At 62.7% G+C, this 12,748-nt stretch carries 11 protein-coding genes; 1 reads left to right on the top strand and 10 read right to left on the bottom strand.

The genetic code is table 11. The features are described 5' to 3' along the window. Positions 1 to 305: 305 nt before the first annotated feature. Positions 306 to 1,577, bottom strand: coding sequence for a beta-ketoacyl-[acyl-carrier-protein] synthase II (locus tag QMY55_RS08885; RefSeq protein ID WP_283488259.1), 1,272 nt, complete (start codon positions 1,575 to 1,577; stop codon positions 306 to 308). A 107-nt stretch (positions 1,578 to 1,684) separates the two neighbouring features. On the opposite strand from QMY55_RS08885, the gene QMY55_RS08880 reads away from it, so the two are divergent. After that, a complete protein-coding gene (locus tag QMY55_RS08880) occupies positions 1,685 to 2,266 on the top strand; it encodes a TetR/AcrR family transcriptional regulator (protein WP_283488258.1) in 582 nt (193 codons plus the stop codon). Between the two features lie 97 nt (positions 2,267 to 2,363). Here the strand turns inward: QMY55_RS08880 and QMY55_RS08875 are convergent, their stop codons facing one another. The 9 genes from QMY55_RS08875 to QMY55_RS08835 all read right to left on the bottom strand — a co-directional run bounded on the left by QMY55_RS08875 (position 2,364) and on the right by QMY55_RS08835 (position 12,639). Then, positions 2,364 to 2,645 carry a hypothetical protein gene (locus QMY55_RS08875; protein ID WP_283488257.1) on the bottom strand — a complete coding sequence of 94 codons (282 nt, stop codon included), beginning with the start codon at positions 2,643 to 2,645 and terminating at the stop codon, positions 2,364 to 2,366. A gap of 42 nt (positions 2,646 to 2,687) precedes the next feature. Further along, positions 2,688 to 3,518, bottom strand: a complete 831-nt coding sequence (locus QMY55_RS08870; protein ID WP_283488256.1) for an urease accessory protein UreD — start codon at positions 3,516 to 3,518, stop codon at positions 2,688 to 2,690. Between the two features lie 3 nt (positions 3,519 to 3,521). Next, a complete protein-coding gene (urtE, locus tag QMY55_RS08865) occupies positions 3,522 to 4,214 on the bottom strand; it encodes an urea ABC transporter ATP-binding subunit UrtE (protein ID WP_283488255.1) in 693 nt (230 codons plus the stop codon). 123 nt (positions 4,215 to 4,337) lie between these two features. Continuing rightward, complete coding sequence (gene urtD, locus QMY55_RS08860) at positions 4,338 to 5,213, bottom strand: urea ABC transporter ATP-binding protein UrtD (protein ID WP_283488254.1); 876 nt, start codon at positions 5,211 to 5,213, stop codon at positions 4,338 to 4,340. Then, complete coding sequence (gene urtC / locus QMY55_RS08855; protein WP_283488253.1) at positions 5,210 to 6,418, bottom strand: urea ABC transporter permease subunit UrtC; 1,209 nt, start codon at positions 6,416 to 6,418, stop codon at positions 5,210 to 5,212. The genes urtD and urtC overlap by 4 nt, the downstream gene beginning before the upstream one ends. Before the next feature lie 142 nt (positions 6,419 to 6,560). Next, positions 6,561 to 8,174 (bottom strand): urea ABC transporter permease subunit UrtB, encoded by a 1,614-nt coding sequence (urtB, locus tag QMY55_RS08850; protein ID WP_283488252.1) that lies wholly within the window; start codon positions 8,172 to 8,174, stop codon positions 6,561 to 6,563. 204 nt (positions 8,175 to 8,378) lie between these two features. Next, positions 8,379 to 9,638, bottom strand: coding sequence for an urea ABC transporter substrate-binding protein (urtA, locus tag QMY55_RS08845; RefSeq protein WP_283488251.1), 1,260 nt, complete (start codon positions 9,636 to 9,638; stop codon positions 8,379 to 8,381). 259 nt (positions 9,639 to 9,897) lie between these two features. Then, the gene (locus QMY55_RS08840; protein WP_283488250.1) at positions 9,898 to 10,629 is read right to left on the bottom strand and encodes a DUF4198 domain-containing protein; all 732 of its coding nucleotides are present in this window, start codon (positions 10,627 to 10,629) and stop codon (positions 9,898 to 9,900) included. Between the two features lie 15 nt (positions 10,630 to 10,644). Next, positions 10,645 to 12,639, bottom strand: coding sequence for a TonB-dependent receptor (locus QMY55_RS08835; protein ID WP_283488249.1), 1,995 nt, complete (start codon positions 12,637 to 12,639; stop codon positions 10,645 to 10,647). Between the last annotated feature and the right edge of the window lie 109 nt (positions 12,640 to 12,748).

Genomic DNA, 12,748 nt, shown 5'->3' with positions numbered 1-12,748 from the left:
GACCGTCAGCAAACCATCGGACCCATTGTCTCTTGCTTACGAGAAATCCGGCGTTGGGCCACCGCCCGTATCGATGCTCGGATGACCTCTATGGAGTAGTTACCGATAGGTCGCTTTGCTGTCATGCGTAGCTGTAACCGCTGCATAGTGGACATCGGCAAGAGAAGCTCAAACAGACAGCAACGAGTCGTTCTGAGACGATCGCCTTCCGCCCCATTAGCAGTCGTTTAGGCTAAAAATCTGAACAACTGCAGGGGAACCTCATGTGTGATGTAGCCTATTGAGGTCTCTAATGACGGCTTGGTTCAGACTGTAAATCGCTTCAAAATCAGTGATGCATTGACACCGCCGAAACCAAATCCATTGAGCATGGCGTGCTCTATCGCATGGGCACGCGCACTTCCGGCGATCAGATCCAGACCGTCAGCCAATAGGTCTGGATGCTCGAGATTGAGCACGGGCGGTGCGACCTGGTCGCGCAAGGCCAAGACGGTGAAGATCGCAGCAGCCCCGCCGGCAGCTCCCAGCATGTGACCCAAGGCGGATTTGGTGGCCGTGATCGAGGGGCCAAAGCCTGCTCCAAACACTTGACGCATGGCAGCCAGCTCACCTCGGTCACCGACGGGTGTGGAGGTCGCATGAGCATTCAGGTGCTGAATATCACGAGCTTGCAACCGCGCCTGGCGCAACGCGGCGCGCATCGACCGTGCGGCGCCGGCCCCATCCTCGGGCCCGGAAGTGACATGATAGGCATCGGCCGAGGTGCCGTAGCCCACGACTTCGGCCAGCGGCTTGGCGCCACGCGCCAATGCATGATCCAGTGCCTCCAGCACCAGCAGGCCCGCACCTTCGGCCATGACAAAGCCGTCCCGAGCCAGGTCAAAGGGGCGGGAAGCCTTCGCGGGATCGCCGTCGCAGTAGGTCGTGACGGCTTTTGCTGCGGCAAAGCTGCCTAGCGCAACCCGGTCAATGGTGGCTTCGCTACCACCGCAGAGCGCCATGTCCACTTCGTCATTGCGAATCAAACGTGCGGCATCGCCAATGGCCTGGATGCTGGCGGCGCAAGCCGTCACCGGAGCCCCCAACGGACCCTTGAGCTGGTGCCTGATCGATACCTGGCCAGCAGCCAGATTGGCCAGGAAAGCCGGTACGGTGAAAGGCGAGAGGCGCTGCGGCCCTTTGCCATCCGTAGTTCGCACCGCATCAACAATGGTGCCGAAGCCGCCAACACCGGAGCCGATGATGGTCGCCGCGCGCTCCTGCTGTTCGGCGCTTGGATGGCGCCACTGTGCGTGTGCCAGAGCCTGGTCTGCCGCACCCAATGCAAATGCAATGAAGCGATCCATGCGGCGCAGCTCCTTGGCCGAGATAGCGGCTTCGGGGCTCCACCCGGCTTGGGGATCCTCTTCCAAGTCAGGCACCCGCCCAGCGACAGAAACACCTGTGCCTTCACCCAGGTCGGCATTCAAGGCGCGTACCCCGGACTGGCCGGCCAGCAGGCGCTGCCAGGCCAGTTCCACCTTGCACCCAAGAGGAGACACCAAGCCCAAGCCGGTGATGACTACCCGACGATCCATGCTGCACCTTCCACTGTTAAACCCAACTCTTGCGAAGAGCGGAGCGTGTTCCTATTGATGATGCCTGCAATCATAAATGAGTTTTGATGATGGGTATCATCTAACGTATGAAAGTGAGCAAAGCACAGGCCGCAGAGAACCGCGAAGGAATCGTGGATGCCGCTGCGCGCCTTTATCGAGAAAAAGGCCTGGATGGCGTGGGCGTGGCTGAGATCACACGCGATGCAGGATTGACACATGGCGGGCTGTACCGACACTTCGAGTCCAAGGATGCGCTCGCACGCGAGGCCTGCCTGCGCGCATTCGAGTGGACGATCACGCCGCTGGACGGACTGGAGTCTTCAGAGGCAGATGGCGCTCCTGCAACCAGACTCCGAGCACTGGTGCATGGCTATCTTTCTGCGGCCCACCGCGATCACCCTGGAGAGGGCTGCCCGGCTGCGGCATTGGCTGCAGATGCCGCAAGAGCGGGGCCTGAAATGTCGGAGGTTTTTGCGCAGGGGGTGGAGCGCAACATCCAGCGCTTTATGAGCGTGCTCCAGGGTGACGACGCGGCCAAGCGCAATCAGACTATCGTGACCCTCAGCAGCATGGTCGGTGCCTTGGTCCTCGCACGCGCCACGGCAGCGGGCAACCCGGCGCTTTCTGAAGAAATATTGGCAACCCTGCGGGAGCAACTAGCCCCGTAATCGCCCGATTTAGATACGTGCTCGCACATTTGCGACGTATCTCAAGTTAATGCTCAATCCGCCGGCAGGAATTTAGAAGTTCGCAGACCTGGTGTATTCATCGATTTTGAAAAATGTAATCAGCAGCCGATTCAATACGCTCCAGTGCCAAATGCAGGAACTCATCCATAGGATGCTCTCGGCTCCAGGCAAGTTGCCCTTCGTCAATTTCAGCAGGCGCAACAAGATCGCCAAACCGTGCGCCAACCGCAGCCCCCATTACCTGCCGTTTTCCACTCTCAAAGGCCTCCGCTGCCAGCTTTTCCGCCAACTCCAGCACCTTGGCGGCCAACAGCAGTTGTTCAGCTGAATAGCGCATTTTTTCAGTTGCATAGCGCATTTACACCACCTATTGCGTTCGCAGGTTGTAACAGCACTTTTGTCACATGGACCAGATACGGGGCATCGCACCCTGTAGCCCCCAGATCTGCCCACGCCATAGTGCCCAGGCGCTTTTCCAGAACGCCATTGCAGGCTCCACCACCGGCGCCAGCGCGCGCAGCACCAGCATATGCTCGTTCGGCGCCGTCACCCCGGCGATGACAGCTTCCGGCGCGGATTGCAGCAACTCGTGGGTGGCTTCCAGCAGCGCCTCTCGCTGCGCACGCTGCAGCGGCGAGCCGCTGGCAAAGACCAGGCTGGCCAGACAGCGCTGCCCTGCCAGGCCCAAGTCGCCGTCGAGCAGCAGGCAGTCCTGCGCGGCAATCACGCCGTGCTCCAGGAAACGCCCCGGCCATTGCAGGTGCTGGGTGAAACTGCCGTGCTCGAACGGCTGCCCGGCCAGCGGCAGGCCCAGCGCCGTCACGTCCCAGGCCAGCAGTTGCGCACCGTCGGCCAGATCGAATTCGAGCCGGTTGACCGCATCGCACCCGTTGTAGGCAATGGTTTCCAGCGGCAGCCATTCAAGCCTTGCGCCAGCGGCAAGCTGCAATCGCGAGCGCTGCAGCGCCTGCTGGCCGTTGCTTCTGTAAAAACGTGTGGCGCCGGGCGTGGTGATCAGCGCATGTGCGCCCTCACCGACATGGACGCGGATGTCGAGCACATCGCCGCCAACCAGGCCGCCGGGCGGATGCACCAGCACGTTGTGGCAGATGCCCGGCCCCTCGGGGTACAGGCTCCTGAGCACGCGCAATGGACCATCGTGCGTGAAGTGCAGTGCGGTTTTGTTTTCCTGCTCGCGATAGTCGAGCGCCAGTTGCGCATGCCAAGCCATGGGTCAGATTGCCACCAATTTCCGAATGCCTTTTTGCTGCATCTCACTGCCCGGTCCTGCGGCAATCACCTCGCCGCGCTCCATCACCACATAGTGATCGGCCAGTTCCTCCGCAAAATCATAGTACTGCTCGCACAGCAGGATTGCCATATCGCCGCGCTGGGCCAGCATGCGGATCACGCGGCCTATGTCCTTGATGATGCTGGGCTGTATGCCTTCGGTGGGCTCGTCCAGAATCAGGATCTTGGGCTGCGGTGCCAGTGCCCGGGCAATGGCCAACTGCTGCTGCTGACCGCCCGAAAGATCGCCGCCACGGCGGTGCAGCATCTGCTTGAGCACGGGAAACAGCTCATACAGCTCGCCCGGTATCCTGGTGCGCGCCGAGCAGTATGACAAGCCCATGCGCAGATTGTCCTCGACCGACAGGCGCGAGAAGATTTCACGGCCCTGAGGCACATAGCCGATGCCGCTGCGCGCCCGCTCATAAGGCGTCTTGCGCGCCACATCCCGGCCCTGCCATTCAACGCTGCCGCTCCTGATGGGCACCAGACCCATCAGGCTTTTGAGCAAGGTGGTCTTGCCCACGCCATTGCGGCCCAGCAGCACCGTGACCTTGCCGATCTCGGCCGTGATGTTCACATTGCGCAGGATATGCGAGCCGCCGTAGTACTGGTGCAGATTTTGGACTTTAAGCATTTTTGACCTCTGACGCTTACACATCAAGCGCAAGCAGCTATCTTTTCTGGACTAAGAGCCGCTAACACGGCCCGGCAAACCACAGGTTTGCGTTGGAGACGAGGCGCGAAGTGCCTCAGGGCGCTACCTCCCCAGATAGACTTCGATGACGCGCTCATCTGACTGCACCTCGGCCAACGAGCCCTCGGCCAGCACCGAGCCATCGCAAAGCACCGTGACCTTCTCGCTGATGGTGTCGATGAAACTCATGTCATGCTCCACCACCATCAGCGAATGCTTGCCCTTGAGCGTGAGAAACAATTCGGCCGTGCGCACGGTCTCTTCATCAGTCATGCCGGCCACGGGCTCGTCCAGCAACAGCAGCTTGGGCTCCTGCGCCAGCAGCATGCCGATCTCCAGCCACTGCTTCTGGCCGTGACTGAGCAGACCCGCCTGTCGCGTCACGCTGCCCGCCAGATGAATGGTGTGCAGAACCTCGCCGATACGGTCTTTCTGTTCGCCATTGAGCTTGAACCGCATGGAGGCGGCAATGCCCTTGTGGGTCTTGAGCGCCAGCTCCAGGTTCTCGAACACCGTGAGTTCCTCGAACACCGTGGGCTTCTGGAACTTGCGGCCAATGCCCATGGCTGCGATCTCGGGCTCGCTGTAGCGCAGCAGATCGATGGTGGAGCCGAAGAACACCGTACCGCTGTCGGGGCGGGTCTTGCCGGTGATGATGTCCATCATCGTGGTCTTGCCCGCACCATTGGGGCCTATGATGCAGCGCAGCTCGCCGGGCGCGATGTCCAGGTTCAGGCCGTTGATGGCCTTGAAGCCATCAAAGCTCACATGCACGTCCTCGATGTAGAGGATTCGGCCATGGGTCACATCGACCTCGCCGGCAATCACGGGCCGGGCCAGACTGGCATTGCGGCCGCCGGACTCGGTATGCAGCGCGGCTTCACGCAACTGGTAGGCGGCCAGCCGGTCCGCGCCTTCCTGCATCAGGTCGGGGGTCATGCGCGGGCTCCTTTCAGTGTGTCGGCGACAGCGCGCTCGCTGGCTTTCCGGGCCATGGCGGCTGCGGCATGGTTCAGCTCCGACTGCGTCTGCGCGCTGCGTTTTTCACGCCACTGGCGGATCTGCCCTGGCAGACGGATCAGGCCGCCGGGCATGAACAGCGTCACGACAATGAACAACGCGCCCAGCACATACAACCAGTACTCGGGTGCCGCCACGGTGAGCCAGCTCTTGCCGCCGTTGACGGCAAACGCGCCGATGATGGGCCCGACCAGCGAAGCACGGCCGCCCACGGCCGTCCACACCGCCATCTCGATGGAATTGCCGACGCTCATTTCGCTGGGATTGATGATGCCCACCTGCGGCACATAGAGCGCGCCGGCCAGACCGCACATCATGGCCGAGATGACCCAGATCGACAGCTTGTAGGGCAGCGGGTTGTAGCCGCAGAACATGGTGCGCGACTCGGCATCGCGCACGGCCTGCAGCACGCGGCCGTATTTGCTGCGGATCAGCCAGCGCGAGAACAGAAAGCAGCCCAGCAGCGCCAACCCCGAGAGAGCAAACAGCAGCACATGCATGGCTTGCGAGTTGACGGAAAAGCCCAGCAGGGTCTTGAAGCCCGTGAAGCCGTTGTTGCCGCCAAAGCCGGTCTCGTTGCGGAAGAACAGCAGCATGGCGGCATAGGTCAGGGCCTGGGTGATGATGGAAAAATACACGCCCTTGATGCGCGAGCGGAAGGCAAAGTAGCCGAACACGCCCCCGATCAGGCCCGGCACCAGAAACACCAGCAGCACCGTGGCGGCAAAGCTGCCCGAAAGCGCCCAGTGCCATGGCAGCTCCTTCCAGTCCAGAAAGCCCATGAAGGCCGGCAGAGCGCCGGGACCAGCGGCCTCCCGCATCAGGTACATGCCCATCACATAGCCGCCCAGCGCAAAGAACAGGCCGTGACCGAGACTCAGAATGCCCGTATAGCCCCAGATCAGATCGATGGCCAGAGCGCAGATGGCATAGCACAGGAACTTGCCCAGCAAGCCCAGCATGTAGTCGGACAGATGCAGGGCGCTGCCCTCGGGCACCCACAGATTGAGTGCCGGAGCCACGGCACAGACCAGGATCAGCGAGATGAGAAACACCGTCCAGCCCTTGGCTGATAGCAGCGGCGCGGGCTTGGGCAGTTCGATGGGTATGGATTGGGTTGTCATGTCAGTTTTCCCTCATGTGGAGCAAGGCACATGGCCTGCACAACTGGCGCGGCCCAAGTACGAGACACCGCGGAAGGGCCGCTCCGCACCGAGGGTGTCGTCTCCCTGCAGGGGGAAGGCGCGAAGCGACTCAGGGGGTGTTTCATGTTTCCGCACTGCGGCCCTTCAAGGCAAAGATTCCTTGCGGACGCTTTTGAATGAAGATCACGATGAACAACAGCACGGCAATCTTGGCCAGTACGGCGCCGGTCCAGCCTTCGAGCAGCTTGGAGAGCACGCCCAGGCCCAGGGCCGCATAGACCGTGCCGGCCAGTTGGCCGACGCCGCCCAGCACCACGACCAGGAAACTGTCAACGATGTAGTTCTGGCCCAGATCCGGCCCCACATTGCCGATCTGGCTCAAGGCACAGCCCGCCAGCCCGGCAATGCCCGAACCCAGTGCAAACGCATAGGTGTCGGTGCGTGCGGTGTTCACGCCCACGCAGGAGGCCATGGCGCGGTTCTGCGTCACGCCGCGTACAAACAGGCCCAGACGCGTCCTGGCGATCATGAGGGCCACGGCCGCCAGCACGGCAAAGGCAAACACGATGATGGCGATGCGGTTCCATGGCAGCGTGAGATTGGGCAGCAGCGCAATGCCGCCGCTCATCCAGCCGGGGTTCTCCACCCCCACGTTCTGCGCCCCAAACACACTGCGCACGGTCTGCTGCAGTACCAGGCTGATACCGAAAGTGGCCAGCAAGGTCTCCAGCGGGCGACCGTAGAGAAAACGGATCACGCCACGCTCCAGAATCGCCCCCACCAGGGCGGCGGCCAGAAAGGAAACGGGGATCGCCACCACCAGATACCAGCCAAAAGCAGCCTCTGGCACCCAGCGCTGGAATGCGACCTGCACCAGATAAGTGGCATAGGCACCGATCATGATCAGCTCGCCATGGGCCATGTTGATGACGCCCATCAGGCCGTAGGTGATGGCCAGGCCCAGAGCCGCGAGCAGCAGCACCGAGCCCAGGCTGATGCCGCTGAAGGCGGCGCCGATTCGATCGCCCCAGGCCAGGCTTTCCTCGATGCCGGCCAGCGCCGCCTTGATGGCTTTCTGCACGCCCGGATCGGACTCCCCGGACAGGCGCTGGTTCAGCAGCAACTGGGTCTCGGGCGTCTTCTGGTGAGCGAGTTGCTCCACGGCCTGCAAACGCTGCTGCAGGTCTTCGCTGTCCAGCAGGCTGGCAGCCCTGGCCCTGGCCAGCAGGTCCCTGACTTGCGCATCGGTCTCGCCGGCCAGCGCCTTCTCGATCACGGGCAGCCGCTCGGCATCGGGCTCGGCCGCCAGCTTTCCGGCAGCACGGCGGCGCGCGCTCACATCCCTGCTGCCCAGCGCCAGGGCGGCCTGCGCCGTGTCGATGACGGAGCGCAGGTAATTGTTGTTGACGACTTCCTCGGCGTCCGCCGGCAGCTTGGCGGCCTCGCCCGTCGCGGGATCCGTGGCGGCGTCGCCGCTCAGCACATAGGCCCTGCCCTGAGCTACGCGAACTTCATCGTTGGAGAGCGCTGAGAGGTAGGCCGCCAGACGCCCGCCGTCAACCTGGGCGTCAGGAGCAAGCACGGCCTGATTGATGGCCTGCACGCGTTGCTCGGCATCGTCGGCCGCGGCCATGGCATAGGCCTGCTCGGCCGTCAGCGCGTGGCTGGCAAAGCTCAGCAAGGCGCCGAGACCGGCAACCGCCGCCCATATCCATGGCTTGTGCGTGAATTTCATATCGAATCCGATTCGAGCGCCTAAGCAGAAAGCGCCATCAGCTATGTTTTGGATACCAACCCGTCAAACTGGCGCAATCCAAGCCAGTAACAGCAAGCAAGGGCCTAGGCGGCCCCGCCGCCCCGCAGCGAGGCTGTTGTCCCCCTCCCGCATTGCGAAGCAAAGCGAGAGAGGGGGAAGGCGCGCAGCGCCTCAGGGGGAGCCTTACTTCGTAGGCTCGTCCTTCTTCTTGTCGTTGCCATCGATGTAAGGACTCCAGGGCTGGGCCTTGATCGGGCCCTTGGTCTTCCAGACCACGCTGAACTGGCCGTCGCCCTTGATCTCGCCCACCATCACGGGCTTGTGCAAATGATGGTTCTTCTCGTCCATCTTCACGGTGAAGCCATCGGGCGCGATAAAGGTCTGGCCGGCCATGGCGGCAATCACCTTGTCGGTATCCGTGCTCTTGGCTTTTTCCACGGCCTGCTTCCACATATGGATGCCGACCCAGGTGGCTTCCATGGGGTCGTTGGTCAGGGGCTTGTCCTTGTGGCCCGCGATGTTCTTGGCCTTGGCGTAATCACCCCACTGCGTGATGAAGGCGGTGTTGGTCGGGTTCTTCACGCTCATGAAGTAGTTCCAGGCCGCCAGATGACCGACCAGGGGCTTGGTGTCCACGCCGCGCAGCTCTTCTTCACCCACGCTGAAGGCAACGACCGGCACATCCTTGGCCTTGAGGCCGGCATTGCCCAACTCCTTGTAGAAGGGCACATTGGAGTCGCCGTTGATCGTCGAGATCACGGCCGTCTTGCCACCGGTGGAGAACTTCTTCACATCGGCCACGATGGTCTGGTAGTCGCTGTGACCGAACGGCGTGTAGGTCTCCATGATGTCGGAATCCTTCACGCCTTTGCTCTTGAGAAAGGCACGCAGAATCTTGTTGGTGGTGCGTGGATACACATAGTCCGTGCCCAGCAGCACAAAGCGCTTGGCACCGCCGCCTTCCTTGCTCATCAGGTACTCGACGGCGGGAATCGCCTGCTGGTTGGGCGCAGCGCCGGTGTAGAAGACGTTCTTGGAGAGTTCCTCGCCCTCGTACTGCACGGGGTAGAACAGCAGGCCGTTGTTCTGCTCGAACACCGGCAGCACCGACTTGCGCGAGACGCTGGTCCAGCAGCCGAAGACCACGGCCACCTTATCCTGCGTGATCAGCTGTTTGGCTTTTTCCGCAAACAGCGGCCAGTTGGAGGCGGGGTCCACCACCACGGGCTCGAGCTTCTTGCCGAGCACACCGCCCTTGGCGTTGATATCGTCGATGGCCATCAGCACCGTGTCCTTGAGCACGGTTTCGGAGATCGCCATGGTGCCAGAGAGGCTGTGCAGCACCCCGACCTTGATGGTGTCTGCTGCCAACACCTGCGAGTTCAGGCCCAGGCCCAAAGCCAGGGATGCAGCCAGTGTAGTGAGGGTTCCGCGACGATTCATTTCAGCACTCCCGGGAGGTTTTGTTCGGTCACGATTGACCGCATCTCCTCAAATGCAAGTACCGTGCCAGCAACATCCGCAGTTCGGTTGCCGCTCAGGGCCCTGCTGCTTTCCTCACTCACCCTACGCGGCGATGCCGCAGCGCGATCAGTCCACCCCTTGCGGCAGCACCATTGCTGTGCCAAATCTTGCGCATGCACCAGATGCAGGCTTTTCCAGCCGCATTCCGCACATCAGGCACTGTTGAGGTGCCTGGCAATCAATGCGCGGCAAAGCGCAGCAGGTACTCGTAGCTGTTTTGCGTCGTCCTGGCATCACCCTGCACCGGCTGGCGCAGGATGGCCTGCAAAGTGTTGTTGCCTGCAGCGGGCGTCATGAGAGCCTGGCCCTGTGCATCCGTCATCGCGGGCGAGCCGTTTTCGCCCCAGGACAGGCGTACCCCCGCCTGCGGCTTGCCATCCAGCAGCACCTGCAGCCTGAGCGGCTGACCGGCATGGGGCGCCTGGCCCTGGAGCGGCACCACTTCGAACATCTGGCCCAACGGCTTTTGCATGACGGCACCCCACTGCACCACGGTCTTGTGAAACTTGCGCGCATGCACGCCGTGCACTGCGCCGGGGTTCTTGTCCATGGGCAGGGGCAGCATGGCGCCTTCGGGCCTGGTGCTGCTGAAGTAGCCGTTATCCAGCTCCACCGCGATCAGCGCAGCCTTGGCATCGGGCTTGACGCGGATGCCGCCTTGCAGGTTCTGCACATCGCAGCCCACCTCGCGCCCGCGCAGGTCATAGGCATGTACGCGCTGCAGCTTGGCGGGGTCAAAGGTTTCGGCAAGGCCCTCATGGCCGCCGAATTGCATGACATAGCCGCCCTGCGCATCTGGCTCCAGCCAGACGTTATGCGCATGGGCCGGATTGGCACAGAGCAGCCAGGCGGCGGCCGTGGTGCACAGAATGCGCGCGATGATGTTTTTACGCGTCTTGAACACAGACATGAGGACTCCCAAGAATCAAAGTGAAAACTGCAGGCCCAGTTGCACGCTGCGCGGCGCGCCGGGCGCGACCAGACGCTGGCCACCGATCATGGTGGTGATACTGGCATAGCGCGCGTTGGCAGCGTTGCGCAGCCACAGACTCAGGCTGGCATGGCGTGCCACGCTGGCCGGCAGGCGGTATTGCAGGCCCAGGTCCAGCCAGTGATAGCTGCCGGCCCATTCGGTATTGCCGGCATTGATGGGCGCGCGACCCACATGGCGCAGCACGCCATGCACGGTGACATCGCCGCGCGGCATCCAACGTGCGTGCAAGGTGCTGGTGTACTCGGGAACCGCCACCACGCGCTGTCCCTGCAATGCCGCGTTGGCGTTCTGCGTGATTTCGGAGCGATTGCGCCCGTACGCCCATTCGAGATGCCAGCTGCGGCCGGGCAGCCAGTGCAGTTGCAGCTCTGCGCCCTTGCGCAGGGTCGCGCCCAGGTTTTCATATTCACCCGGTGCCGTGTTGCGTATTTCGTTGCTGGACGTGACGCGGTACACGGCTGCATCGATCAGCCACTGGCTGGAAGGTTTCCACTGCAGGCCCAGCTCGGTCTGGCGAAAGATATTGGCGCCGAGTTCGCTGTTGCGCAGCGCGTACTTGGCAAAGTCGCTGGGCAAGGCAAAGCCTTGCGACCAGCTGGCACGCACCGCCGTCTGCGGATTGAGCTGCGCCATGGCACCCAGCTTGGGGCTGGCATGGCTGCGGCCCTGCATGCGGTTGCATTCATCGCCACCGGTTTCCGCGCCCAGCAAGCGGCAGCGCCCGTCAAAGTGGTCCCAGCGCAGGGCGGCCGTGGTCTGCAGCCAGCCTGTCGCCTGCCAACTGCCTTGGCCGTAGAGCGCCATGTTGTTCAGCCGCGTATTGCGATCGTCCAACGCCGCGGCCGTGCGCCGGCGGTTCACCAGGCCATCCCAGTAACCGTAATCGGTGGACTCGCGCACCTGCTCCAGGCCCAGCATCCAGTTCAGCTCGCGCGCAGCCAGACGGGACTTGCCACTGAGGTTCAGCCCCGCGCCCAGCACGCTGCGGTCGTAGCGCTCTTCGCGCTGCATCCAGGTGCCGCTGCGCGGACGGGTGAACCAGCGCACAAAATCCTGCTGCGTTCCGTAGACAAAGCCCAGCAGCCGGGTATCCGCATCCAGTGCGTACTGCGCATCCAGGCGCAGCGTGCCGAAGTGCTTGTTGGCGCCATCGCCCACCACATGGCCATCCTTGCCCTGCGGGTCTTGCCGCCATTGCGCTTCGGTCAGATAGCCGGGCGAATCGCCGCGCGCCTCATGCCAGCGGCCGGACAGCGAAATATCGAGCTTTTCATGCACATGGTGCTTCCATGTGCCGCTGATGGTGCTGCGCCCATGGCCGGAGCTGGGCCGCGCACCATCGCCATGCGAATGCTGGGCCGCCAGATTGAGCTGATCGCCGCCTTCCAGCTCGCGCCCCAAGGCAGCCTGGGCATCCAGCATGCCCTGCGAACCGGCGCTGACATCGACATCGGTATAGCTGCCGCTGCGCCGCGTGCGCAGCTCCACCAGCCCGGCGCGGTTGTAATTGCCCTGCAGCACCGACACCGGGCCGCGATGGACATTGACCTTGTCCAGCTCCAGCGGTACCACCACGTTCAGATCGAAATAGCCATCGGCATGCGACATGGCCTCGTTGAGCGAAATGCCGTCCAGCGTGGCCGCCACATCGCCGCCATGCCCGCCGCCACCGAAGCCGCGCAGCACCAGCCCGTTGGCCACTCCGCTGAGCTGGTAGTGATTGACATACATGCCCGGTACCTTGTTCCACAGCGCTTCCACTTCCTGCCTGGGCTGCTCGCGAATATCGTCAGACCCGAACTCGGTGACGGAAAACGATCGCTGCGCCTCATCCAGCGCCTGGCCTTTGACCTGGGCCCTCACCAGTACCTCGGGCAGCGCCGCATTGCCTTCCCTGGCCGTCTGCGCCCACGCCCAGCCAGTCAACAGGCCGGCGCATCCGCAGCCCATCGTCAACAAACCCTGCTGTACCCCAGCCCGCAGCAACTGCGCGCCCCTCTTGCTCCATGGTCTTCTGTTCATGCACCAGAAGAGC

It is taken from the genome of Comamonas resistens, from assembly GCF_030064165.1.
Classification (GTDB): Bacteria; Pseudomonadota; Gammaproteobacteria; order Burkholderiales; family Burkholderiaceae_C; genus Comamonas; species Comamonas resistens.
The sequence above is the reverse complement of the archived record's forward strand: the minus strand, read 5'-3'. Positions and strand labels throughout refer to the sequence as shown.